The organism is Fictibacillus phosphorivorans (assembly GCF_001619875.1).
Taxonomy (GTDB): Bacteria; Bacillota; Bacilli; order Bacillales; family Fictibacillaceae; genus Fictibacillus; species Fictibacillus phosphorivorans_B.
Genome location: NZ_LRFC01000001.1, coordinates 432,925 through 458,214, shown reverse-complemented (window position 1 = coordinate 458,214; position 25,290 = coordinate 432,925). Strand labels below are relative to the sequence as shown.

At 39.0% G+C, this 25,290-nt stretch carries 27 protein-coding genes; 4 read left to right on the top strand and 23 right to left on the bottom strand.

Annotated elements, in window-relative coordinates:
* Positions 1-52 precede the first annotated feature (52 nt).
* From AWM68_RS02285 to AWM68_RS02270, 4 genes are all read right to left on the bottom strand, one after another.
* Positions 53-1,402: a S8 family serine peptidase gene (locus tag AWM68_RS02285; protein ID WP_066236463.1), complete on the bottom strand. Its 1,350-nt coding sequence runs from the start codon at positions 1,400-1,402 to the stop codon at positions 53-55.
* Between the two features lie 309 nt (positions 1,403-1,711).
* Positions 1,712-2,170: a GNAT family N-acetyltransferase gene (locus AWM68_RS02280; RefSeq protein WP_231868351.1), complete on the bottom strand. Its 459-nt coding sequence runs from the start codon at positions 2,168-2,170 to the stop codon at positions 1,712-1,714.
* Between the two features lie 47 nt (positions 2,171-2,217).
* Complete coding sequence (locus AWM68_RS02275) at positions 2,218-2,685, bottom strand: hypothetical protein (RefSeq protein WP_066236461.1); 468 nt, start codon at positions 2,683-2,685, stop codon at positions 2,218-2,220.
* A gap of 567 nt (positions 2,686-3,252) precedes the next feature.
* Positions 3,253-4,125, bottom strand: a complete 873-nt coding sequence (locus AWM68_RS02270; protein WP_066236460.1) for a LysR family transcriptional regulator — start codon at positions 4,123-4,125, stop codon at positions 3,253-3,255.
* Positions 4,126-4,249: 124 nt separating this feature from the next.
* Here AWM68_RS02270 and AWM68_RS02265 point away from each other — a divergent pair, with 124 nt between their 5' ends.
* A complete protein-coding gene (locus tag AWM68_RS02265; protein ID WP_066236459.1) occupies positions 4,250-5,152 on the top strand; it encodes a DMT family transporter in 903 nt (300 codons plus the stop codon).
* Between the two features lie 88 nt (positions 5,153-5,240).
* Here the strand turns inward: AWM68_RS02265 and AWM68_RS02260 are convergent, their stop codons facing one another.
* The 7 genes from AWM68_RS02260 to AWM68_RS02230 form a co-directional block, all read right to left on the bottom strand.
* Positions 5,241-5,534, bottom strand: coding sequence for a hypothetical protein (locus AWM68_RS02260; RefSeq protein WP_066236458.1), 294 nt, complete (start codon positions 5,532-5,534; stop codon positions 5,241-5,243).
* Between the two features lie 29 nt (positions 5,535-5,563).
* On the bottom strand, positions 5,564-5,776 hold the full coding sequence (locus AWM68_RS02255; protein ID WP_066236457.1) for a hypothetical protein: 213 nt from the start codon (positions 5,774-5,776) through the stop codon (positions 5,564-5,566).
* Positions 5,777-5,964: 188 nt separating this feature from the next.
* The gene (locus tag AWM68_RS02250) at positions 5,965-7,287 is read right to left on the bottom strand and encodes a sigma-E factor regulatory protein RseB domain-containing protein (protein ID WP_066236456.1); all 1,323 of its coding nucleotides are present in this window, start codon (positions 7,285-7,287) and stop codon (positions 5,965-5,967) included.
* The gene (locus tag AWM68_RS02245) at positions 7,277-7,840 is read right to left on the bottom strand and encodes a sigma-70 family RNA polymerase sigma factor (protein ID WP_066236455.1); all 564 of its coding nucleotides are present in this window, start codon (positions 7,838-7,840) and stop codon (positions 7,277-7,279) included. The genes AWM68_RS02250 and AWM68_RS02245 overlap by 11 nt, the downstream gene beginning before the upstream one ends.
* A 145-nt stretch (positions 7,841-7,985) precedes the next feature.
* Complete coding sequence (locus AWM68_RS02240; protein ID WP_066236454.1) at positions 7,986-9,929, bottom strand: LTA synthase family protein; 1,944 nt, start codon at positions 9,927-9,929, stop codon at positions 7,986-7,988.
* Positions 9,930-10,158: 229 nt separating this feature from the next.
* The gene (locus tag AWM68_RS02235; RefSeq protein WP_066236453.1) at positions 10,159-11,616 is read right to left on the bottom strand and encodes a protein adenylyltransferase SelO; all 1,458 of its coding nucleotides are present in this window, start codon (positions 11,614-11,616) and stop codon (positions 10,159-10,161) included.
* Positions 11,617-11,817: 201 nt separating this feature from the next.
* Positions 11,818-12,312 (bottom strand): hypothetical protein, encoded by a 495-nt coding sequence (locus AWM68_RS02230; RefSeq protein ID WP_066236452.1) that lies wholly within the window; start codon positions 12,310-12,312, stop codon positions 11,818-11,820.
* A gap of 338 nt (positions 12,313-12,650) precedes the next feature.
* On the opposite strand from AWM68_RS02230, the gene AWM68_RS02225 reads away from it, so the two are divergent.
* Positions 12,651-13,874 carry an MFS transporter gene (locus AWM68_RS02225; protein WP_066236451.1) on the top strand — a complete coding sequence of 408 codons (1,224 nt, stop codon included), beginning with the start codon at positions 12,651-12,653 and terminating at the stop codon, positions 13,872-13,874.
* 65 nt (positions 13,875-13,939) lie between these two features.
* Here AWM68_RS02225 and AWM68_RS02220 read toward each other — a convergent pair whose 3' ends face one another.
* The 8 genes from AWM68_RS02220 to AWM68_RS02185 all read right to left on the bottom strand — a co-directional run bounded on the left by AWM68_RS02220 (position 13,940) and on the right by AWM68_RS02185 (position 19,286).
* Positions 13,940-14,464 carry a hypothetical protein gene (locus AWM68_RS02220; protein ID WP_066236450.1) on the bottom strand — a complete coding sequence of 175 codons (525 nt, stop codon included), beginning with the start codon at positions 14,462-14,464 and terminating at the stop codon, positions 13,940-13,942.
* A gap of 74 nt (positions 14,465-14,538) precedes the next feature.
* Positions 14,539-15,033: a hypothetical protein gene (locus tag AWM68_RS02215; RefSeq protein ID WP_066236449.1), complete on the bottom strand. Its 495-nt coding sequence runs from the start codon at positions 15,031-15,033 to the stop codon at positions 14,539-14,541.
* Between the two features lie 127 nt (positions 15,034-15,160).
* Positions 15,161-15,559, bottom strand: a complete 399-nt coding sequence (locus AWM68_RS02210; protein WP_066236448.1) for a hypothetical protein — start codon at positions 15,557-15,559, stop codon at positions 15,161-15,163.
* 15 nt (positions 15,560-15,574) lie between these two features.
* On the bottom strand, positions 15,575-16,339 hold the full coding sequence (locus AWM68_RS02205; protein ID WP_066236447.1) for an SDR family NAD(P)-dependent oxidoreductase: 765 nt from the start codon (positions 16,337-16,339) through the stop codon (positions 15,575-15,577).
* Between the two features lie 63 nt (positions 16,340-16,402).
* Positions 16,403-16,687, bottom strand: a complete 285-nt coding sequence (locus AWM68_RS02200; protein WP_066236446.1) for a hypothetical protein — start codon at positions 16,685-16,687, stop codon at positions 16,403-16,405.
* Between the two features lie 41 nt (positions 16,688-16,728).
* Positions 16,729-17,007, bottom strand: coding sequence for a hypothetical protein (locus AWM68_RS02195; protein WP_066236445.1), 279 nt, complete (start codon positions 17,005-17,007; stop codon positions 16,729-16,731).
* A 134-nt stretch (positions 17,008-17,141) separates the two neighbouring features.
* Positions 17,142-17,630, bottom strand: coding sequence for a DinB family protein (locus AWM68_RS02190; protein ID WP_066236444.1), 489 nt, complete (start codon positions 17,628-17,630; stop codon positions 17,142-17,144).
* A 132-nt stretch (positions 17,631-17,762) separates the two neighbouring features.
* Positions 17,763-19,286, bottom strand: a complete 1,524-nt coding sequence (locus AWM68_RS02185) for a DHA2 family efflux MFS transporter permease subunit (protein ID WP_066236443.1) — start codon at positions 19,284-19,286, stop codon at positions 17,763-17,765.
* Between the two features lie 154 nt (positions 19,287-19,440).
* Between AWM68_RS02185 and AWM68_RS02180 the strand changes: the two genes are divergently transcribed.
* The gene (locus AWM68_RS02180) at positions 19,441-20,316 is read left to right on the top strand and encodes a TetR/AcrR family transcriptional regulator (protein WP_066236442.1); all 876 of its coding nucleotides are present in this window, start codon (positions 19,441-19,443) and stop codon (positions 20,314-20,316) included.
* Between the two features lie 287 nt (positions 20,317-20,603).
* A complete protein-coding gene (locus AWM68_RS02175; RefSeq protein WP_066236441.1) occupies positions 20,604-21,254 on the top strand; it encodes a FusB/FusC family EF-G-binding protein in 651 nt (216 codons plus the stop codon).
* Between the two features lie 498 nt (positions 21,255-21,752).
* On the opposite strand, the gene AWM68_RS02170 is transcribed toward AWM68_RS02175, so the two are convergent.
* The 4 genes from AWM68_RS02170 to AWM68_RS02155 are packed head-to-tail and all read right to left on the bottom strand — an operon-like array spanning position 21,753 to position 25,089.
* Positions 21,753-22,874 carry an ABC transporter permease gene (locus AWM68_RS02170; RefSeq protein WP_066236440.1) on the bottom strand — a complete coding sequence of 374 codons (1,122 nt, stop codon included), beginning with the start codon at positions 22,872-22,874 and terminating at the stop codon, positions 21,753-21,755.
* On the bottom strand, positions 22,871-23,746 hold the full coding sequence (locus AWM68_RS02165) for an ABC transporter ATP-binding protein (RefSeq protein ID WP_066236439.1): 876 nt from the start codon (positions 23,744-23,746) through the stop codon (positions 22,871-22,873). Before AWM68_RS02165 ends, AWM68_RS02170 begins: the two co-directional genes overlap by 4 nt.
* Positions 23,727-24,545 carry a hypothetical protein gene (locus AWM68_RS02160; RefSeq protein ID WP_066236438.1) on the bottom strand — a complete coding sequence of 273 codons (819 nt, stop codon included), beginning with the start codon at positions 24,543-24,545 and terminating at the stop codon, positions 23,727-23,729. Before AWM68_RS02160 ends, AWM68_RS02165 begins: the two co-directional genes overlap by 20 nt.
* The gene (locus AWM68_RS02155) at positions 24,511-25,089 is read right to left on the bottom strand and encodes an RNA polymerase sigma factor (protein WP_066236437.1); all 579 of its coding nucleotides are present in this window, start codon (positions 25,087-25,089) and stop codon (positions 24,511-24,513) included. The genes AWM68_RS02160 and AWM68_RS02155 overlap by 35 nt, the downstream gene beginning before the upstream one ends.
* Between the last annotated feature and the right edge of the window lie 201 nt (positions 25,090-25,290).

Genomic DNA, 25,290 nt, shown 5'->3' with positions numbered 1-25,290 from the left:
AAAAGAAAAAACGGAACTATCGAGATAGCTCCGTTTTCCCAAACCACTACTTTTATTTCAACGCATTAACCGCGTTGATCAAGCCAAAGCCTGATTCACCATCATACCCACGTTTGAAAACATCATCAGAAGAAGATTGGATGATGTGTTTAACTTGTGCTGGTGAAAGCTTGTCTTTACCGTGTTGTGCGATGATTACTCCAGCAAGTCCTGCCGTTTTTGGAGCAGCCATTGACGTTCCACCTTTATAACCGTATCCACCACCAGGAATTGTAGCTAAGCAAAGATACGTGTTGTCTCGGCCTGCTCCTGTTGCAGGGTTATAGTTCGGCCCAAGGTCTCCACCTGGTGCCATAACATCGATTTTCCCAACGCCATAGTTGGAGTAGAATGCTAGATTCTTAAGCTGTCCGCCTGCAGACACGCGAATCATCGTCTGGCTGCTCGGACTGCGGTGAGTTGCACCATTGTCATCACCAGATAATTTTCCTGGAGAGCTGATGTCCACACCATTGTTTCCAGCAGATCCGACTACCGTTACACCTTTTTGAATCGCGTATTGAATTGCACGGTTGAATAGACGAACATCTGCAACTGTTTCTTTTGTTGCATAATCAGGATTTTGGAACCAGTCATAACCGCCAAGAGACATGTTTACAACATCCACATTGTCATCTGCTGCTTCCATTAATGCTTCAGCAATATGAGACGTTGCCGCTCCACCCGTTGGCCCAAATACACGGTATGCTGCTACTTTCAAATCAGGTCCAATCCCCATCGTACGGCCTTTAGCCGCGATCGATCCTGCAACATGTGTGCCGTGTGAGTTTTCGTCCATCGCATCAGGATAACCTGGAACGAATGACTTCCCATAAGCATAATTGTCTTTTAAATCAGGGTGGTTATAATCGATACCTGTGTCAATTACTCCTACAACAATGTCATTTCCATCTACTGATTTCCCAGTACCCCCTGGTAGGTTCCAAGATGCTCCGTTGTTTGTCACTTGCTTAATATCCCACTGATATTTTTCGTACATATCAGCAAATGTTCCAGCTTCGGTTACCAACGCCTCAGCTTCAATCGCTGCAGTATCCGGGTAAACCGTGTTTTGTACACCTGCATCGAGTACTGTGCTTGATTTCTTTATTTGAGATAGGAAGTTTGGATTAGTAGAAACGACCTCTACCGCACCTAGTTTGTCCAGTCTTGATTCAATCTGACCGCCAGCTTTCGAAATGTCTGTTCCAAAGTTTGTTGGTAATTTCGCTTGATCCTTAAAAATAACTATGTACTTCTTTTCTTGCCCCACTTCTGCTTTTGCAGAGAACGGGCTGCCGCTTAATGCAACGGACGCCCCAAGAGTTAGCGCAAGCGCACTAGCCATAAACTTATTCTTCATTAAAATCATCCCCTATCTTGTATTCTATATTTTATTATAATTATTTTTCATATATTTACAATTCGTTTTCAGAACATTATTTATATTCTGTTAATAATGATTCCTTGTACCTGCAACGAAAGTCCTTTTTCAGTAAACTTACTAAACTATTATTTACAATGAATATATAGACCTACAAATGATTTTTCACCATAATAAAAAAACAACCCTCTCAGCAAAGAAGATTGTTTGTTCATGGTTTATTTGCTTGTCTAGCATTTAATTAACTTTCGTCGTTTATGTAGTCAAGAATCAGGATTGTTCTCACTCTTAATTCCTTGACTTCATATAGATTTTTAACGACCCGCCATCAGCTCCATATACTTCTCCAGCATGACTCCACCCATACTTTTCATAATAGCCTTCTAGGTCCGTACTAAGATAAAGATTTTCGAATCCTTTCCGGGTAGTTTCTTCAATAGCATGCTGAAGGATTTGTGATCCGAGTTCTTTTCCTCTATGCTCTGGATCCACATACAAACAGGCAAACCATGGATATAGGTCTTGGCGGCTGTTAAGATCATTTCTGAGCAATGCATACGTTCCAACAATTTCTTCTTCAATGAGTGCTATGTAAAACCTCGGTAATGCGTCCTCCGTTTGGCATGAATGAACTATACAATCCTCGTAAAATTTGTAGTTTTGTTCGCTTCCCCACTGTTTCCAAAAAACATTCACTGCCTTATCAACTAAATCTTTACGCTGTTGTACTTCAATAATCTTCAACACGTTCTCTCCTATCCTTGAACCCTTTTATTCTTTGGAAAAATTTAAGTTCATCCATTTGATCTCATCTTTTTAAAAATTGAAAAAGCCGCATAGCATGACAAAATCAGGGAAACAAAAGCAATAAATGTATACATATTTACAAACAGTGTATTGGTTCCTTGGTTGAGCCAGCCGAATCTATAAATTTGTGAATCGATGTTAGTTGGTGGACCACCTAGTTCACCGATCAAACGGTTAACAAAGAAAACCTCCATACTAATTGAAATGATGAAAACGAGAGAAGAAGCTACTAATAGAATGATCCAATTCTTTCTATTCAGTTCTATTTTCTTTAATAGTTTTAGGAATGTAAAAACAAAGTATATGATAATGATGACAGCAAAAAAGAGAGGAATTAATCCTAGGTTTCCATTTCCCCCAAGTCGTCCAGGCTTTTGCGTAAACAAGTCTACAAGAAAAATGAAAAATAAACTCGCTATTAAAGAAACGACACATTTATTAAGATAGACCCTCATGCCTTCTCTCCTTTTCAAAGGTTTCTAAATTATATTATCATAAAAATTTACGTTTTCCTGTTCCCTACTTCATGATCCTATGCTAGTCTTCTTATATAGGATAATTTAACTAGATTAGGATGTTCGTCAAATGTGTAATGATAATATAGCGATACAAATTATAAAGAAGCTAGGTACATTGTTCGAAGAGTATAGAACCAGTAAATGCGAGAAACGCCGCAAGAAATTGGTTCATGATATACAAAGTCTTGGTGAAAAATTGGAGAAAATTCAATAGAGAACGAAAATTTTGTAGCATAAATAGCAAGTAGCTCACACAAAAGGTTGGAGTACCTCCAATCTTTTTGTTGTTTTTAGCCTATATAAGTTAGCTTAGAGCTGATTTATGAAGTAATAACCTCTGAAAAAAATTTATTCCACTCCCTTCGCCTGACCCATTTACCTAAATCTCCATAATCTTTTAGTATATTTTACCATATGAACAAAGAGCAGGAGCCAAAAAAAATTAGCACCCTAATTTTCAGTTGATATGATTCGGGTGCTGTTCCTTAGGATTTTTTATTGTTGCTAAAATTCTTTTTGAGTAATATTTTCAATAATAAAGTCTATAAAGAACCGGCTTGCAATGGGCAGAACTCTTTTGTCTTTGTATGCGAGACTGATCGTACGTGCAAACGATGGTGATATTGGTTTTGTTGCAACCTGATACGGACATCGGCTTAAAACAAGTTTCGGTAAAATGGATACACCTAGTCCCTGTTCGATCATCGACATAATGGCGTAATCATCATGAACACGGTATTGAATATTCGGTTCTACCTTGTTTTGTTGAAAAATCGTTAAGGGTTCACTGATTTCTCCCTCATCTAAAAGAATATAGTGTTCGTTCATCAGCTCTTCCAAAGAAACCGTTTCTTTCTCAACTAAGTGATGATTTTCTGGAAGTACCGCAAACATTTCATCTTTTTGTAAAGGAATCATCGTAAGATTGGAAACAGCATTCGGATTCACAAACCCAAAATCGACACTGCCTTCTTTAATCCAATTCGCGATATCTGTATAATCCCCTTGATGGATTTCAAATTCAACATCTGGATACTGTTTCTTAAATTCTTTTATCAAACCCGGCAGCCAATGACAGGAAACACTTGAAAAAGCACCGATTCGAATAAACCCGCTCTCCAGTCCTTCCATCTCTTTAATCTTCTCTTTTAATTCTCTGTGTGAATTGCAGATTTTTTTAATAAAAGGCAGAAACTCTTCTCCATCTGGTGTTAGTGTAATACCCGTTCGAGAACGTAAAATAAGAATCGTTGAAAGTTCTTCTTCTAAAGAATGCACCATTTGACTAATGGCGGATTGGGTATACCCGAGCTCTTCCGCAGCTTTTGTAAAACTACCTGTTTCGATCGCTTTTATAAAAGCATAATAAGAATTCATTGTTCTCGTCCCCTTTGCATTAGTAAATCTAATACTTCCATTATAATTATTCGTTTTATTAATGAAAATAGAGGTGTTACGATAAATCCACGTAATGAAGAATATGGAGAGGTCAGGCGCTAAAATGACACAAAAACAAGCAAACTGGATCTTAGCTTCTGTTTCTATGGGCTGGGGATTGTCATATGTATTTATGAAACTTACGGTAGGCAGCATTCCTTCATTAACGATTGTTGCGTTGCGATTTGGCATTGCCTTTATTGTGATGATGTTGATTTTCCACAAAAAAGTATTTTCGGTAGATGTTCAAACGTTAAAATATAGTGCCATAGTTGGTGCATTGCTGTGGGGTGTTTTTATCACGCTTATGTATGGAATTCAGCATACGACGGCTTCATCTGCTGGTTTTCTCGTAAGTACAACCGTTATCCTTGTACCAATTCTACAGATATTCATCACAAAAAAATGGCCGACAAAAGAAGTGACCGCAGGCGTGATCCTTGTTTCATTTGGTTTAGCTCTTCTAACGATCGGTAAGGATTTCAGTTTTGCATTTGGCTCTTACTTTTGTTTGGCAGCTGCATTTCTTTACGCGATACACATTATCGTAACGAATCATTTTGCCAGAAGAGTAGACGCCCTTTTACTTGGAATCTATCAGCTCGGATTCGCGAGCCTTTTTGCAGCCGTTGGATCGTTTATTCTTGAGACTCCCGTTTTACCTCAGACTGTTATTCATTGGGTAGCCATACTCGGGTTGGCACTCGTCTGTTCTGCTTATGGCTTTGTCATGCAGCCGCTCGTCCAAAAGTACACGACGCCTGAGAGCACGGGTTTCCTTTTTTCACTTGAACCCATTTTTGCCGCGCTGTTTGCATTCCTCTTCCTGAAAGAAAACATGGGGCTTCAAGGTTATGTAGGGGCGATCATTCTTTTGTGTGGGGTGTTTATCGCAAACTCTACTTTTACAAAACATAAGGAAATAAGGCTAGTGACAAAAAAGAGCGGAATTGTCGAAAAGGCTTAGAAGGAGCTAGAGTTAGCCGCATTAACTGGCAGCTAACTCTACAAGCTGGTTTGGGGCAACATGGATATTGGACGTCTTTTCACATAAGTTATCGCACAAACAATGACGCCAGCCAAAATCCTGCAGGGATCGATGCCCAGAGTGTACTGTTTACGAAGAGCAACTTCGGATAACTGGTTTTGTTGATTCCGTTTTTATAATAAAAACGCAATACACTGATCGCGCCGATTACCCAAACAGGCAGAATTAAAAAGAACTCTGGTGCAACGTACGTTTTGTCCGTATAATTTTCTGCGATCGTTCCTAATGCAAAGAAAAAAGCGACGTTAACTGTAAAAAAACCGCAAATAATGACGTTGCTCCAAACAAGAAAAGCCTTCACTTTATCAAACTCCTTTTAGAGCGTAGTGGTTAAATAGGCCCTCCGCCTCCGCCATGGTGGTTGTTTCTACCCGCAGCTCGTGTTCTTTCGGCAGCGTTATTAATCTGCGTTCCTTTACTCAAATGCTGATCATCATGGTAGATGTTGACGCCGCCCGTTCCCCTCTTCTTCCCACGATAATCAAAATAAACCGCTAATGCGCACACGATAACAAGTGGTGTCAGAACAATCAACCAAGCCAAATCGATCACTCCTCATCATTTGGATAGCCCCACAAATTTTTACCTAATAATTCCATTATACAGGTTAGAAGCTTGACATAGGTATTGTTTTTCTTTTTCATGACAACATTCGTTAAAAGGTTTGTAGAATTGACTAATAGAAAAGAGCAACCTTTTAAAGGAGGTGCTTTTGTTTACTTTATTGTTTATCACTTGCTAATATTAAGTGTTTCCACACCGTACCCAACTGCCATTACAGGAATGACGTATTGTGATTTTTTATCAGATGCTTTTGATAAATACACTGTTCCTTCAGCACCTTTCGTTTCAATTCTGTCCACGACATAGCCTTTCTCGGGTATAATATACCACTTCCCTTTAAATTGCATGACCGAAGTTTCATTATTCTTATTCCTTGCTAACTTCCACTCTTCTCTTATTTCTTCGGGGACATATGATTCATCAATTCCGCTCGTAATACTAGGAAGTTTCTCTTCTGCTTCAAATTGATCCCTGTAACGTTTGAGGTTCGGCTTTAATTTACTTGGATCAACAGGAACATTAATCATTAATTCTTTCGTACGCAGATAATTGACTACTTCATTGTTATTATTATAAGTTTCGTATTGGATTAAAATCCCCGTATCTTTATCTACCCAAAACCGAAACGCACTAGAACGATGTTTTTCAGATGCATAAGCGTCTAATTTTCCCTTTATGACCAATGTATTATGGCCTGCTACTTTTTCGTTTTGCTTTTCAATGTCCCAACTGTTTAAATCCCTTGTATAATTGGAGGCAATTTCATAAGGAAAAAGTGAGTTCTGGGCCCGTCCTATGGGTGGACGATCTCGATAACTAGTGAAGTTAACACCTTCGGAATCTACGGTAAAAGCATTTTCAATGGTTAACGTACAACAAGTAGCCGTTTTAAGATAGTTCGATTCACGGTACGTTTTATCACTTTCAAAAATACTCCAAACTTTCTTGTCGTCATAATAGTCGATAGCTAGTTGAGGTACCTCTTTTCCAGACGGGAAATGAGTTGTCTTACTATATCCTCCAATTTTATCTTTCATGTCCAGCTCGTATTCTATAATGGTTTTATCATTATTTGTTACTTCTTCAAAGCTCCCTTTCGCTGTTTCAAAGTAATCAACCGTATTAATCATTTTGGTAAGTATCTCTTCCTTCGTCATCTCACCAAAATACTCATTTTTCTCTTCTGGCACATAAGGAGTATTCTTATTAGCCGGTTTGGTGACTATTTTCTCATCAGCTAGTTGAGTTTCACTAGTAGGTTCAGGCTTCAACTGCTCTATCGCAAACCAGGTTAAGCACATTAATAAAGAAGCAAAGAGAGCTGTGCTTAACGTAAATTTCCAAGTTCGTGTTATAAGAGATCCTTTTTCATCTTTGGGGTCTTCTTTTACAGTCTTTAAAACTTTGAACATCCTATTTTTATCAAAATCTAAATCTTTAAGGATCGTACTATTCATCTTTTCCGGTAAGTTCTTTAAGTTATCTTCCACGTGCCTCACCCCTTTCTAGTTTCTTCCTCAATTGTTGCTTTCCTCTCTGGAGTCTTGATTTGACCGTGTTCTGATTCGCGTTTAATAAATCAGCAATTTGTTCAATCGTCATATCCTCATAGTAGTAAAAGATAATGACTTCTCTCATTTTCACAGGAAGAGAGACAACCATAGTAGAGATACGATTATTTTCTTCATAATCAAGAAACTTCTCCTCAGGAGACTTTTCGTTACTAGAGTGGATTTGAAAACCCGCGAAATTCGAAATAATGATATTTTTAAAGTTCCAACTTTTTAGTACATCCTTGCAGCCATTTATCGTTATTTTGTAAAGCCACGTTTTATATGAAGAGTCTTCTCTAAACGTATCCAAATGTTTAAAACACTTCACAAATACGTCCTGTACAATATCTTCTGCCAGTTGTTCTTGTTTAACGTATGTAAAGGCCAACCTAACCAAACTACGGCCATACTCTTTCATAAGCCACATGAGAAGCTCTTCTCGATTTTGTTTAGGAGGAATTCGATTTGTAACTTCTTCAATATTTACCATTTTTACACACCTTTCTATTCTTATAATAGACGACAAGAGGTACGTTGCAGGTTCATTTTTTAAAATTCACTCTATTTTTGTTGAACTTCTAGTAACCACAACAAAAAAAAACCGACCCAATATCATGGGTCGGCTGCTTACTTACTTAATCGTTTTTATTGCTATCTGGCTCGTCTTCACGTTTATTGTAATCGTATTTTGACGGGTCTACTTTCTTAAATCCTTTAACGTCGTGGAAACGAAGCAGATCACCGTATACGGTTTTATCAGATAAAGCGAGTTTTGTTTCAACTTCTCTTTTAATGGCTTTGATTTCTTCTGTTTCTTCGATCGGTTCACCCGTTTTGGAATCGTAATATTTACCGTCGACTCCGGTTACTTTAGGTGTAACAAAGTTTCCATTTCGTAATGGCGTCACTTCGTCATGATTTTTAGACAATAAGTCTGTTCCGAACTGAATGTAGTCTTTTGTTTCCATGCCTAGTAAATGCATAAGTGTTGGACGAAGATCCACTTGTCCCCCAACTTTTTCAACCGTTCCACCCTCTAGACCAGGTGCATGAATGAACAATGGAACTTTTTGAAGGTGTGTGTTCTCGTATGGCGTAATTTCTTTGCCTAATACTTTTGCCATCGACTTATTGCGTGTCTCTGCGATTCCGTAATGATCACCGTATAGAATGATCATTGAATTGTCATATAGACCTTCTTCTTTTAGTTGTGCAAAGAACTGCTGAACCGCTTCATCCATGTATCGAGCCGTTTGGAAATAACGGTCGACCGTAGCATCACCCGTTGTGTGAGGTTCAATCGTTGCTTCCTCATCCGTGATCGGATACGGGAAGTGGTTCGAAAGCGTAAGGAACTTTGTATAGAAAGGCTGCTTCAATGACTTCAGCATCGGCATCGATTCTTTAAAGAACGGCTTATCTTTCAATCCGTAGTTCTCTACGTCTTGCTCGTTCATATCATAATATTCGGCATCAAAGAAATGCTGATATCCGAAACGTTTATAGATTACATCACGGTTCCAGAACGATTTGTAGTTACCGTGGAAAACGGCTGTTGAATAGCCTTGTTGTTCCATGATCGCTGGAGCTGCTTGGTACGTGTTTTCACCTTTTGTCGTAAACGCAGTTCCTTGCGGTAATCCGTATAGTGAGTTTTCAAGCAAGAACTCAGCATCTGCTGTTTTCCCTTGTGATGTTTGGTGATAAAAGTTATTAAAGTATAACGTGTTTTTGTCTTTTGTTAATGAATTTAGAAACGGTGTAACTTCTTGTCCGTTCAAATTATAGTTGATCGCAAAGTTTTGCAGCGACTCTAAGTGAATGTAAATCACATTCATGCCTTTTGCTTTACCAAAGTATTTTGGGTTTGGTTCTGCATAGTTCGCTTTAACGTAGTTCTCCACCTCTGTCGCATCATCCGTGCTTGCTAATGCACGCTGAGCGGATGATTTAGAGCTAAGGATCGCATCATAAACGGTGTAGTTATACATCCCCAAATATTTTACGATATAGTTACGGTCGAACGTTCTCGTTAATAACTGTGGTCGATCCATTTCAGCTAACGCTAAGTTTGCTGTAAAAGCAATTACAGCGGCAAGACCAACAGCAACAAGGCTTTTCCTCTTTACTCTAACCGGTTCTGGATTAATTTTTTTCGTTAGAACCAATACTAATAAAATAATGATGTCTAAGAAAAACAGGACATCATAAGGATTTAAAAGTGCACCAAAGCTATTACCGATGGTTCCGGCATTTTTTGTCTGCGTTAATGTTGGCAGCGTGATAAAATCTGTGAAAAAGCGGTAGTACATCATGTTTGCAAATAACAATAATGTCATGAGCGCATCAATTACAATCATCCAAATGAACGCTCTTCTTCCTTTTGCAAGCAATGCTAAGCCAAGTAATAGCAGCGAGGAACTTAATGGATTAATAAAAAGCAGAAATTCCTGAAATCCGCCTTCAACGCCTAAATTAAATTCTGTTTTATATGCTGCATACGTTTTGATCCAAAGAAAACAAACCATCATCAGGAAGAATCCCATATGTGTGTTTACCATATTCTTTCGATTCGTCATATTCTCACCTCAATAATTCCAATAGCCAATCTAGTATTCTCGTTTTCTTTTAAAAATATAAATTTCATGTAAAGATTATGTTAAAACAATATAGAGATAGTACACATTATGAAATAAAAAGTCAATGAAAGTTACCTTCCAAATGCATTATCACTATTGGTACCATACGAAAAAAAGCCGCCATATAGGCAGCTCTCGTTAATTATGAACGTATTGTGACCAACCAAGATCACGTTCCACAAAATGTTACATAAGGTCCTTCAGATTCAGGTGGAAGTTTTGTGTACGGTTCTTGATCTGGTGTATGTGCGTATGGATTTTTGAGTACAGCAACGAATTTCTCCATTACACCATAGTCTCCATCCTCAGCTGCTTTAAGAGCCTCTTCCACTCGGTGGTTTCGAGGAATTACACCTGGATTGCTATTTCGCATCAGTTCAGCTGATTCTGATTTCGACTCAGACTGTCTCGCCCTTCTTTCTTCCCACTTTTCTTGCCATGAAGCAAATTCTTCCGATTCAAACAATTTCGTGCAATCCTTTGTATCAAACGTTAATGAGCGGAAGGTGTTCGTAAAGTCAGCTTCATTCTCCTGCATCAAGTTAAGAAGGTCTTCGATCAGTGTTGTATCTTCTTTCTCTTCGTTAAACAACCCAAGCTTCGATCTCATACCTCTAAAATAATTAGCGTGATATAAATCAGAAAATCCGTATAGAACGTCTTGAGCCATTTCAACGGCTTTTTCTTGATTCTCATGCAGCAGCGGCAACAACGTTTCTGCAAAACGGGCTAAGTTCCAACCCGCAATCCGAGGCTGATTGGCGTAGGCATAGCGTCCTTCTCGATCAATGGAGCTGAAAACAGTCACTGGATTGTAACGATCCATGAACGCACATGGTCCATAATCGATTGTTTCCCCGCTGATCGTCATGTTGTCTGTGTTCATGACACCATGAATAAATCCTGACAACTGCCACTTCGAGATGAGATAGGCTTGGCGCTCGATTACTTTTTTAAGAAGGTTCAAATAGCGATTGTCATCATCCTCGATTTCTGGATAATGACGTTGGATCGCATAGTCTGCGAGCTGCTTCAGTTCCTCAGGTGTTCCCCATTTCGCAGCGAATTCAAATGTACCCACTCGTAAATGACTGGACGCCACGCGCGTCATAATGGCACCGGGTAGATCGGTTTCACGGATGATAGGCTCTCCCGTCGTCACCACAGCAAGACTGCGAGTCGTAGGGATCCCGAGCGCATGCATTGCTTCACTCATGATATATTCACGAAGCATCGGCCCAAGAGCAGCTCTCCCGTCACCTCCACGTGAATAAGGGGTTCTCCCTGATCCTTTAAGCTGAATATCAAAACGCTCACCTTGAGGGGTAATCTGCTCCCCAATCATCAACGCACGCCCGTCACCGAGCATGTTAAAATATCCGAACTGATGGCCAGCGTATGCTTGTGCAAGTGATGATGCGCCTTCTGGCATCTCGTTTCCGGCAAACACAGCAATATTTTCTTCTTGTTGCAGCGCCTCAACATGTAAACCAAGTGATTTTGCTAAGGATTCATTCAGCACCACTAATTTAGGCGAACTTACAAGATTCGTATGTATCGTAGAAAAGAATTTACTAGGCAGGCGAGCATAGCTATTGTCTAAGTTCCATCTAGTTTCTTTTGTCATGTGATCTCCTTTATTGTTTTTCTATTTGTTATCCCATTTTTCTAATTCAACATTAACACAATGCGAACTTTTATAGGTTTGGTTCTGCTTATTTATTATTCCCTAATGCATAGAAAAAGAGCCTATCAAAATTGGCCCTTTAATTACTTCTGGCTTTGTTGTACAGAAATAAGCAGATAGCTTTCTCATGATTAGTCCAAATCAGCTAACCCATATCTCTTGGATTTCAAAAGGCTGCCATTTGCCATCCCTGTATAGAAGCTTCCCTTTTACACCAACTGCACCATTTCCTGCTCGATATTTAGAGCCTTCAAATTCAAAAGCTTTGTTGTTCGATATAAACTTAGCTTTCTCTAATTTAAGCAGAACACCATGTAATACCATCGTTTTTGTATTGTACATTCCTTTATGTTTCAATTTTTTTAAAGTAGCTTCAATCACATCTACTCCATATTTATCTTTTAAAAAGAGTTTGATCTCCTTTTTGTCGTTCTCGCTTAATTCTTTTACAATCGTTAAATCTAAAGCTATGAATCGCATCTCACTGTTCAACGCTTCGTCCTTTACCATAATGGAATCCAAAGCATTGAAGTAGACGGAGCCTAAATCCCCATTTGTATGTTGTTCCTGATTACACGCGGTAAATAATAAAGATATTAGCAATAGTACAAAATAATATTTTTTCGCGAACCCCATCCTTATTCACCTCTTTTATATGAGGTGAATCATGGCCACCTCAGTTGTATGAATTTTAAGTTCATTTCTTTCATTTTAATTTCGTTTAAGTAGATTTAACTTTTTCAAGATACCTACCTCTCATTTCTCCCTTTTTATTACATATTCTAAATAGCTGAAACAATGCCTCCATAAACAAAACGGTTTCAATAAAAGAAATTAAGATGATATAACAAATAAAGTGCAGGACTATCTATTCATAATTAGCACATAATTCCATATATTTCTTTTAATTAACATACAATTATGTATAATAAGTTTATAATGTTCCCGAATGAATCTGAAAGGTTGGGAGGAAAGTGAAGAAATCCTTTTATTATTATTGGTTTTCAGCTACAAGTATTTCTTTAGCTGATGTGATTTACATAATGGTCATTACAACGTTTATTTATCAAAAAACAGAATCAGCATTTTTAGCTGCAATCTTTCCCTTGATTCGAGCCGTAGCGAATATACTTGCAGGATTATCAGCCCCACTACTACAAATGAAGTATTCCTTTTCAAAGCTGTTGATTTCTCTCCAGTTCATGAAGGCGGTTTTCATCACAACCCTAATCATTGGATTTCCAACTATTTCGGAACACATTAGTTACCTTCTGTTACTGGTTTTAGCTATTTCGTTTATCGAAGGTTGGGGTAATCCGCTATTAAGTTCTATCGTTCCTAAAGTCGTAGAGAAAGAAAAATTAGTTAAAGCTAATAGCTCATTGGCTGTTACCAGTCAGATCGTACAGTTTTCGGGATTTACTTTGACAGGCTTTATTGTTATTCAGTTTGGTCATATGATTACCCTTATAGGAACCGCAATTCTTATGTGGTCTGCATGGGTATGTTTGTATTTCATTTCTTTATCATTAAAAACCGATCAACCTCTTAATAACCCTAAACCTAACTCTAAATGGATAGCGATTAAAGAAGGCTGGTGGCACCTTTGGAGTAACAAAACATTACGTTTGGTAACGATGATGGACGTAATTGAAGGAATGGCGGGTACCATTTGGGTCGGAGCAATTACTTTGGTTTATGTTAAAGAAGTTTTACATCAAGATGTGCAGTGGTGGGGGTATATCAATGCCAGCTATTACATAGGAACCATTCTAGGGGGCCTTTTTGTCATTTGGCTATCAAGTAAAATACAAAGAAATCTAGTCTTTAATATGGCGATCGGATCTTTATTCTTTAGTCTATTTACCTTATTGTACGGTCTAAATAGCATCCCCTTATTATCATTACTTCTGTGCGTTCTCATGGGTCCTGCCTATCAACTTAGAGATGTCTCTCAGCAAACGGCTATTCAATCCAATGTGGATACAGAAATCTTGCCGAAAGTATACGCTTCTAGAAGTATTCTTCTTTCAACTATTACAAGTATATCGATCGCACTTTTTGGTTTCATTGCAGATTTCTTAGGGATAAGGTGGGTATACATTATAGGGTCTTGTTTAATTGCTACATCTGCTTTATTATCGTTTTCATTATTAAAAGTAGTAGAGAAGAAAACAGACTTAGAATTTTCTTCCTAATAAAAGCCCACCTATTCGAGGGTGGGCCTTAGTATTACGATAATCACACCGTAACTCTATTAAAGTCATTCATCCGTAATTAGTCCTTCACCGAAATGAATGTTTTGCATTTGAGTTGTTCTAAATTTTTCATAGGTGATTCTTAACGTGCTTATATCATTTATCGGATTTGTATTTGTACCAAGGAATTCAACTCGTAAAACTAAGTAAAATTCACCATCTACTTTGTACCCTTTAACTGAAACGAGATCATCATCTAATCCATCTTCTTTAACACCCTTTTCATCAAGTGCTCCAATACGACCTGTCCTCGCTATAAAAGGTTGGATTTTAAATTCATCATCGTTTTTAGCAACAATTGTTCCATCTCTTTTTATGAATTCTATTTCTTCAAGTGTTGGTTTTCCAATTCCCTCCCATTTAAATGGGTATCCAACGTAAAAAGGTTGATGGTCTTCCCAATTTTCTATCCCTATTGAAGCATGACCCCATTTGGTAAATTCACCGTAGTGACTTATAAAGTTAAATGTCCACCAAAGACCTATAAGGATTATGATACTAACAAACAACAGAGCAATCCTCTTCTTCATTTCCCCACCTCTATTGTTGAACAATTCTGCCGAGATGCTTCTTTTAATCTATTCTTTTCGGTAGACCTTTATATCTAGTACTCCATCGAATTCGCAGCTTTCAACAAATCTTCCATCTTAAACTGTGAACCCATCAGCATCATTCCATAATAAAGATCGTCCTTTTTCCAGCGTATTGCCTTTACATCTGACGAATTCGTCTCAATGACAACCTTCGTTCCATCTTCCAACTTTGTTGTCTTGAGTTTTCCTTCATCATGAAAGTTCGTTTTCTCATTATGAAATGTTGTAACGTTCAGAACGGCTCCTTTTCCGTTTCCATACACAAACTCGGTATGTATGATATCCCCTTTTGGATCTCCAGGTGGTTCTCCAGCGTACTTGAGTTGCACTTGTTTTGGTTCGAATGGCACTGATTCTGGTGCTGCCAACCTTTCCTGCACGGTGTCTGGTAATTCTACCACCATCTTCTTCACATCGGGATAATCCTTTTTCAACTGTTCTACCGCAGCATTATCACTGCATGCCGTTAACATGACCAATAAAATAAATCCGAGTATTTTTTTCATGTCATCCCCCCTGCTCTTCTATATTCGATATTTTGGAATATAATTCCTTTCACGACTTAATTATAGGAAACGGCCATACAAAAAGACGTCACTCCTATGAAGTACGTCTTTTCACCCTCTTTTGTGCTTATCTCATAACATTTGGAATAAACTCCTTTATAAAATCTCTCACTTCTTCTTTTACCTCTTTTACCGATTCATCCAAAAGCTCACCCTTCACCTTGCTTCCGGGGATGTTTCTTGTAACAGGCACTCCTAGAAAGGTACGCTCGCATTCCCATATTTTTATCGTATGTAAATCAGTGAGTTCATCTGTTTCATCAAGCAGTCCTATTGAAATGGAGCTCGCATAACCAGGCTGGAAGGGATCTTCTCCATCTTGGTCAAAACTTCCCTCTATTTTTATCTGATCACTTGTATTCTGAAATTCATGTAAGACCTTCTCAAGCAGTTTCTTCAGTTCCTGTTCTTTTTTTATAATCTCCACTTTTAATTGGGGAATAAAATCAACTTGATTGTATATCATTCGAATCAACTTCCTTTAGTCTAAAATCGAACCACACGTAAGATTCGCGATCGTTCCAGTCATTGCGCTTGCACGATCGGAGGCCATGAAAACTGCTACATTCGCAACCTCGTTTAGTGTTGGCAATCGTGCGAGGACTGTTCCGTCTTCCATGTATGTTCTCACTTCAGGAAAGTCGGGATTCCATGTTTCAGGAATGGCATTAGGTCTTAAGCAGACAACTCGAATTCCTTGTGGGCCAAGTTCACCAGCTAAACTGCGAGAGAATCCTTCAATTGCTGCACATGCCGTTGCAAAACCTCCAGTCAAATGGTATTTTCGGTCACGCCCTGACAACATGGAAGATGATGCAGATAATGTGAGAATGACGCCTGATTTTTGCTGAACCATGTGCCTTGCTGCAGCAGTCGAAGTAAGAAAATGTGTTTTTACGCCTGTCAGGATTGGTGCTGTAAAGTCTTCGTGATTCATATCAACCAGCGGTGTTCCTTGCAGATCTCCACGAATCCCTATCGCATTGAAAGAAATATCAATACTGCCTGTATGCTTAACGACTCTGTCAATGTGCTCTTCGATGGCTTGTGGATCGAGGGCATCTATTTTTGTCACCTTAGCTGATCCACCTGCATTTGTAATCTCATCTGCAACATGGTTTAAAGATTCGAGCGATCGACCTGTCAAAAATACATTAGCTCCTTCTTGAGCAAAAGCTCGTGCAACCGCACCTCCGATTGCACCACCAGCACCGTAAATGATTGCATTTTTGTTTTTCAGCAACATGTTTCTTCCTCCTTTTTAGCATCATTTTTGTCCATTCATTGCACATTCCTTCATATCAATCATTTATCTATCTCTCTGTATTTCAGCCTCATACTTTTCTACAAGTGCATGATTGGATATCGCTCCATACTTCTTTTCTAGCTTTGGTTTCAGTTTTAGCCACATCACATTCTTTTCGTAAAGATCGCGGTCGAATTGATGATTAAGCTGATCAAGCGACAATCCTAGGGCATCCGCATACGCTAGGTGTTGAGGCAAATCACTATGATCGGGTCCAGCTTTAATAAATTGATCCACTTCTTCCTCATAACGGTTATTCCATACTTCTCTTTCGCAATCGTTTTCCATGCTTTATCGTCTTTCATTGCCTGTTTTGATAGCTGCACGGCTTATTCCTCTGTTAACTTCGTCTCATCATACATTTCCTGAGCAAGTGTTCGAATCAGCCATTTTCTTAGCTGCTCATCACCACCTGCCAATTTATCCGCTTCAGATATAGCATGGTTAAAGACTTTTCTATAATCATCTAAGGTATATGTATCAAGCATTTCTTTTTGCTCTGCTTCACTCTTCATTTTGATCTTTAGCGAGTTGTTTTCTTTCGATTGGCAGCCTGCTATAAGAATCATGGCTAACAAGCTTGCGAATAGGATTTTTATATAGGGCAATTTCGAGTAAACCTCCAGTATTTATTGAATCTTTCCTAATTCTGTATTCTACTTTACAGCCTGGTCTTCCTTTGTATCAAAAAAAATAAGGCTGCCCTAAAAATTAGGACCGCCCTTATTTTTCATTATTTAATTTAAATCCCCAACTTTTCTTTCACTTCTTTTATCTGAAGAATATGGCGTTGTTCATGATACCCCACGAATGGAATCCATTGTTTTAAGCTGATGTTTCCGAATATCGGATGAGGAAACCCTTTCTCATCCAAATCTTTTTCATCTACCGTGTTGTCGATCTCTCTCAGTTTTTGATGTGTGGCAGCGAGCTTCTCTTTTAATTCCACTAGCGTCGCAAACTCATCACTTGGCACCGAGAATTCTGGTGCATCCACCTTTATTTCACGATTAATTGTTGCTTCAATCGGCTTGGAGCTGGCATTCACTGTTTCTCCATTTTTCAATTGGTGCACAATTGTTTTCGCAATGCCACCTTCCATTAAATATAAATGTTCAAGAATCTGCTTGATGGACCATTCTTGATCTGAAGGTTTTTTGTTAAGATTTTCATCAGACAATCCTTGAACTTCATGGAACAAATCTTCACGGACTTTATCATTAATCAACATGTATATTCACCTTTTTAAGTCTGACTTGTGTTCGTATTTTATCATGAAAGAGGGATATTATTGTTGTTTGACGTTTTGGATCAGCAAAGTAAAAGCATTCCAAAAACAGGAATGCTTTGTTCGTTTTATTCTTTAAGCCGTTACAGATTTAGCTGAACGTTTGCTTTGGCTTTCAATTTTGTTTACTGCTTCAGCACTTGTATCTACTCGTTTAACAAATAGAGCTAAAACTAAAGCAACAATGTTAATAGCAAACGCTACATAGAACGAATACTGTATGCCTGATAACAGGGCTTGCTTCGTTAAGGCCGCAGTTGATGCGTCAGTTATTGTAGCAGGGTCCACTCCGCTCATTAAGCTTTTCGCTTCTGTTTTCGTAACGGTATTCATGATGGTTACAAGTATCGCTGTTCCGATGGATCCAGATACTTGCTGTGCTGTATTGTTTACTGCGGTCCCATGCGGGTTCAAGCTCGTCGGCAGCTGGTTGAGTCCGTTTGTCATAATCGGCATCATAACCATAGATAAGCCGAACATGCGCATGGAGTAGATCATGATAATGTAAGCATAAGAAGAATCTACTTGAAGATGCGCCAGCATGTATGTGGAGATCGCTGTAATTGAAAGTCCCACAACCGCTAGTGCGCGAGGTCCAAAACGATCAAACAGCTTTCCTGTGATCGGGGACATGATCGCCATAATCACCGCTCCAGGCAGCATCATCAATCCTGAGTGCAACGGAGAGATCCCCCGAACGCTCTGAACATAAGCTGGTGTTAGGATCATCCCGGAAAACATGGCAACTGCGTTTACAATGGCGATGACAGAAGCTAGTGCAAACATCGGGTATTTGTATACACGGATGTTCAATAACGGTTCATCTAATTGTAATTGTCTCAGGATAAAGGTAACTAACGCAATGCCACCTATGATTAGGGTTGATAAGACAATGGTATCTGTCCAGCCATCTGAACTCGCTGTACTGCAGCCGTATAGAATTCCTCCAAAACCAATGCTGGATAAAACAAGTGATAAATAATCCAGTGTGACATTTTTGTTCGGCTTCATCACATTCTCTAGTTTCCAGACCGCAAATAACAAGCTTAAGATCGCTAACGGCAGGATCATTTCAAAAAGAAGGCGCCAGTCATGGTACTCTACAATGTACCCAGATAAAGTCGGACCAATTGCGGGTGCTGTGATCATGACCAATCCGAAGATCCCCATCGCCATTCCCCGTTTTTCACGCGGAAAGCTAACAAGCATCACGTTCATCAAAATCGGTCCCATAACGGAAGAACCTACCGCCTGCACCATGCGGCCTGTTAGCAACAAACCGAAATTTGGCGCGAATGCAGATAATGCAGTTCCGATCGTAAAGATGCTCATCGCTGTTATGAACAGTTTTCTATTAGAAAAGCGTGTAATCAGAAAAGCCGATGCCGGTATCAACACCCCGCTCACAAGCATAAAGCCTGTTACGAGCCATTGAACGGTCGAGTAGTCTTTCACACCTAAGTCCACCATGATCGTAGGCAGTGCTACGTTCAGCAGTGAGTTGTTTAAAAAGGCAACAAATGCTCCAACAAATAAGATCGCAAGCATCAAATAGGGCGGTTTTTTATGTTGTAAAGTGGAATCTGTATTATTCCCCATGTTCATTCTCCTCTAGTTTTGTAAAATACTTAACTTCATTAAGTTTATACTCTAGGTATAAAATTATCAATACTTTTGTACCCCTAGTCTAAAAACATTGTGTTTCCATCAGAAGAAATTTATACTAGCTGTAAGGGTACTTGAGGAGGAACGCATGAATAATCGTAAACGAAAAGTCGCAGATATCGCACTAAAACTATTTATAGAAAAAGGCATTCAGCAGACCTCAATACAAGAAATTATCGAAAAAGCCAATATTTCAAAAGGGACATTTTATAATTACTTCTCATCAAAAAATGACTGTATTGCCGATATACTGGAATTTCTGCGCTATGATGCGAGCCAACAGCGAATTGCCGTTCAGATTGGTAAAGATACGGCTGACCGAAATGTTTTTATAGAACAAATCGTGATCATCATGCGCTTGAATCAAGAGCGTAATGTGTCACCGCTATTTGAGGCGATCTTATCTTCAAATGAGGCCGATCTAAAAAAACTCGTTATGCAGCACAGATTATATGAGATGGAATGGCTCTCCACACGATTTATTGAGATCTTTGGAGAAGAAATCCGAGAGCATGTGTTTGAAGCGACCGTTCTCTTTTTTGGTATGATGCATCATATGTTATTCACGCTGCGCATCGCAAATACGGCGTACTCATTAGAACATGTTGTGGATACTCTTCTCTCTTATATTGAGTTGCTTGTCCCTCACATGATGAAGAGTGATACCGCACTCATTCCCACATCAGCTTTTGAATTATTAAGAACAAATGCGAATAAAAAGATCATAAAATTAGAAGATATTCTGTTAGCTGCTGATCAGCTTCAGAAGGATTTTACATTTACCGAAGAACAACAAGATCTATTCGATGCGATCTTAAACGAACTTCAACAGGATCGCATCCGCAAGATCGTTCTTCAACCCCTGCTGAAGCCTTTTCAAAAGCAGTTTGAAAATACCCCGATCTATTCCCAAGCACAAACATTCACGAATAAAGTTTGGTACTTTCTAAAAAACTTAACCTAATTCAAAAAGAAGCTTACTGATTCTTCTTCCAATCAGTAGCTTCTTTTTTTATTTCAACAAGATTGCAGGAGATGGATTTCATTCTTATAATGAAAGTGAATGGAGGTCGGTAGAAATGGCAAATCATTTTGCCGGAATCAGACGCTGCTCATGCAAAGCCTAATAGGGGCGATCCTTTGTATGGGCTGACTTTTCATGTAGAATTGTCGCCCGCATTATGAGATATCGTTTCTAGGGATGGCTTTGCACCTTATTGCCTTTAACAAAGAATAAGGAGCTGAATAAGAGTGAATACACCATTCATTAGAAACCATCAATACAACCTCATTAAAAAACAGGTCGGACAGTTGCAGCATGCCTGTAACAATGGAGCTGACCCAAAAGTAATCGAAGCCGTTGAGTTGAGTGTTCAATCCAAGATTCTCGACGCTTTTCCAGGAATTCATGAACATCAAAAAGAAGTCGTAGAAAAGGTTATCCATCTTCGTAAAACCGAAGACTTTCAACATTATCTTCAATCGTTAGAGCCATATTTAAAAGAATTTACACCTGTTTCAGGAAAACAGATTAACAAACTTTTTCCTAAGAATAAAAAGTTAAAAACGCCTGATCTAAATGGGGTCGATTATCGCCGAATGAGTTACCTTGGCTGGGTGGATATCGCCACAAATAAATTGTTCCTCGTTTATCATTTAAACGGTCAATTAGTAGGCGTACAAGGTCGATTCACGCCTGCTAATAAAGGGATCTGCTTTTTATGTAATGGAATTGGAGACGTTGCGTTGTTTTCAGCGATAACCAAATCGAAACCAGCGAACGCTTCACCTGACTATTATAAAGCAATCGGAAACTATCTGTGCGTGAATAGTCATTTGTGCAACCAAAGAATTACGGATGTGAGCACATTGGAGAAGTTTTTAAGTGCTGTTCTGTATTAATTTAGTATTAACAGGCTTTAACTTTGTTGCTGGTGGAAGTAGTGGATCTAAATTCTAGAGGTGATTAACCACATTACTAACAAATCAGAGCATGTAGGCTCTGGTTTGTTTTTTTACGGTACGTGTTCTTATATTTATTACACGTTCGCTCAATGATACGCTGTTTTCGCTCAGTTAGACCCTGTTTTCGCTCAATTAGACCTTGTTTTCGCTCAGTCAAAGCCTGTTTTCGCGCACAAACAGTCATTTTGCGCACACACGGTGTCTGTAGCATCGAAGACAAGCCCACTCAGCCCTATTAAATCCAGAATTTCATCACAAAAATCAAAAACTGACATCATAAAGTTACATTAAGTACGTTTTTACTTCAGTTTCTTTCATTTTTGAGCTATTATTTCATATTTTCCCACTCGTCAGCTAATAAATCATAAATTACTTAATTTTCCAACATAAAAAATCCCTTGTGCTGTTTCACACAAGGGATTGAACTCACATCTTTTAAAGCGTTGCTTCTTTTTGCTGAATGATTCTTTTTGCTGCCAAAACAATTACTAACGATAGACCAGCCAGCCAAAAGAGTGCAGCTATCGGGTACAGCAGCGGCATTCCGAACAGGTTGAACGTGTGGAAGTGTGCAAAGAAAAACTCAACCTGCATGATATAGAAAAACGAGAAACTGAACAGATACTCGATCCAGTTCGGCAGGCTCATTCCCCCGACAATCATGAATGGTATGCCCAGAATAGCACCATTTATAAAGAATGAAGTTAATGCGTTTTTGCTGAGCGATGAAACTAGAATGATGCATAACGTAAAACTTAAGGCTGCTAGCAAATGAAAGCTTAATTGAATCAAATGGTATTCGATCATCGTAAAGCTATATGGCGAAAAATAGTATTCAAAAATATTTTGTATGGGTGTCGACCATCCAGAAAAACCATACTGAATACCATTCCACGTGAGGTTGAAAATCTCCCAGGCGATAACAACGGATGCTGTATAAATGAACCCAGCGAGAACTTTAGACCAAAGTAAGCTCTTTCTTCCTTTACTCGAACTTAAAATATATTGATCAACACCTGAACTGTATTCTTTCGTATACGTAGCTGAAAGTCCGATCAGCAACATGCAGCCGGTTAAGAGAATAGCGTATAGACTCGTGTACTCAATAATCTTTGCTGGTCCTTTATTATAAGCAAAGTTAGACACATCCACTTTTTGAATCATTGCTTTTTCAAGCTCTGTATTATAATCCTGTTTTTGATCAATCTCCTTATACCTGTTTTTCAACTGAGTTTCAGACCCTTTTATGAAGGCGATCATTTCATAGATTATTCCTTCAGTCTGTTCCTTTTCATTCACAAAAACACCATCTTCAACTTCTTGTCCTTTCGCTATCCTTTCTTCCACCCTCTCATTAAACTTTGCGTTTTGTTTACCAGCGAGTTCCACCTTTTCTGCCGTTAACGGGCCTTCCCACTCTCGATACATGTCTTTTTCCCAGTCAGGCGTGTAATTGTAAGTAAAACCTGTTGTAAATAAGAGGAGAAGAAAAAATGTTAGATAAACGGTTCGCTGCTTAAAGATTTTGTAGAGTTCAAATTTCAACAGCTGTCTCATGCTGTTTCCTCCTCATCAAAGTAGTATAAATACAGATCCTCAAGGTTCGGAACATCATGAACAGCATCGTCTTCTGGCTGATGATCACTAAGAATGCGCAGCTGGAATTTGTTATCGATCCGCACAATGTTACCCACTCTATAGTCCGCTTGATATTTGGTTACTTCATTTTCATCGTCAATTAGAAGCGTCCATACTTTGTCTTCAATCCCTTTTAATAACGTTTGTGGTGTTTCTTTTTTAACAACCTGCCCTTCCTTTAAGATCAATACTTCTTTCGCGATAAATTCGATATCTGAAACGATGTGAGTGGATAAGATGACAATTCGATTCGTAGAGATCTTCGATAAAAGGTTTCTGAACCGAATTCGCTCTTTTGGATCTAGACCCGCTGTTGGTTCATCGACAATTAAAATTTTCGGATCGTTAAGCAGCGCCTGTGCAATGCCAATTCGCCGCTTCATCCCCCCTGAAAATCCTCCAATCTTATCACGATGATGATCAGCCAAGCCAACTAACTCCAATACTTCTTCCACTTTTTCATTGGTATCTTCTTTTGGCAAACCCTTAAGAGCTGCGACATATTTCAAAAATTTCTCTGCTGAAAAGTTTTTATAAAAGCCGACATGCTGCGGCAGATAGCCGATCAAATCACGGTACTTTTCATCCATAATGGAAATGTCTTGCCCATCCAAATCGATTTGCCCGGAGGTTGGTTTCATCACGTTTGCCAGGATGCGCATGAGTGTGGTTTTCCCAGATCCATTCGCACCGAGTATTCCGTATACACCTGTTGATAGTTCCAAGTTGATTTCATTGAGAGCTTTTTTGTCCCCAAAGCTTTTCGTTAAATTAGTGATGGTTAATTTCAAATGTGACACCCCTTTTATAAATCTTTGCGGCTTGGAACAGTCCAACGATGGCTGCCACTCCGATTAAAGCGACAAATATTTCGACTGGAGCACTTTCCATTCTTTTGATCATTAACGGCTGAGCGAATGCCATACTAATCCCTAACCAAATCACAATTCCAACCGTTACGGCATAGATTTTTCTGAACCTGGTCACGAGCAATAACGATAGAGCTGTAACACATGTAAACGGAGTCAGCCAATATAACAGCAATTTTGACACCATCAGTTCGTGGCTCACTAGCGCAAGACTTGCCGTAAGTAATACATTGAGTCCCAGATTGAAACTTCCCACAACGAGCATCTTTGAAAGAAGGATCTCTTGAAAGCTGTACTTGTATGACATTTCGAGCTCTGCCATGCCGGTATTCTTGCTTTTGATTACCTCAATCAATCCTGTAATCGTAGGGATCGGAGCAAGCGTCATCATCATGATGTAGGGGTTAATGTCACTTAGCAAAATTCCTGATAACGCAATGAGAAACAATAAGCCGTTCAGGGTCCAGAATAATGAGCTCATATAAAAGACTTCTTTGTACGCATGTTTTGTAATGTCAACCAGACTATGCAGCGCTCGGATCCATTTATTTTCTTTTATCGGAACATGTGGCCTGATCGCATTGATTGTCATCATGATCTCATCTTCTGTTGGAAACTCAACATCGTATTCATTCAGCATATCTTCTAATTCCAATTCGAGAAACTCAATTTCGTTATCGATTTCGCTATCTGAAAGTTGGTGTGGATTGCTGTTTCTCATCTTCAACACCTCGCTTTAATAATTTGGCTAACTTTCCTAATCCTTGATGCAATCGGGATTTCACCGTCGAAACATTTGTTTCTGTCACATCCGCTATCTCTTTGATCTTCATGTGATGAAAATATTTTAAGATTAGCACTTCTCTTTGATAGTCCGGTAAGCTGTTTATGGCTAACTTCACCTGTTCTCTCGTTTCTTTCCGTTCAAAAATGTAAGGAACATTGTTTTGTTCACAGACAAGCGTTTCATTTAATTCAGTTTGCTTTGATGTCTGGCGATAATCCGCGCTTCTCCAATAATCCCGGCAATGGTTTACGGCAAGTGTGTAAAGCCAGCTCGAAAACTTACCTTTATTGGAATACGATTGAATCCGCTGAAACACTTTTATAAAAATCTCCTGCGTTAAGTCATAGGCCGTTTCCCTGTTCCCAACTTTACGGTACACATAGGCGAAGATTTGCTTATAGTATTTTCGCGTTAACACTTCCATCGCCGCTTGACTACCGGCGACTACTTCTTTCACCAGCTGTTCATCTTCGGGCATTTTTATCACCTCAATCAGTAAGACGGAATGTATTTTAAAAAGATTTAATTTTTTTAAAGTCTGTTTTCGCATTCATTGTTGCTTTTAAAAGTAGTTGATTTCCGTTTCAGATTGCTCGCTTTCCGCAGGGCAGGGCGGTGAGCCACATTCGGACGTTTCACTTTTAAGTGTCGCACCTGCCCGCCTGTCCTAGCCGAGAGT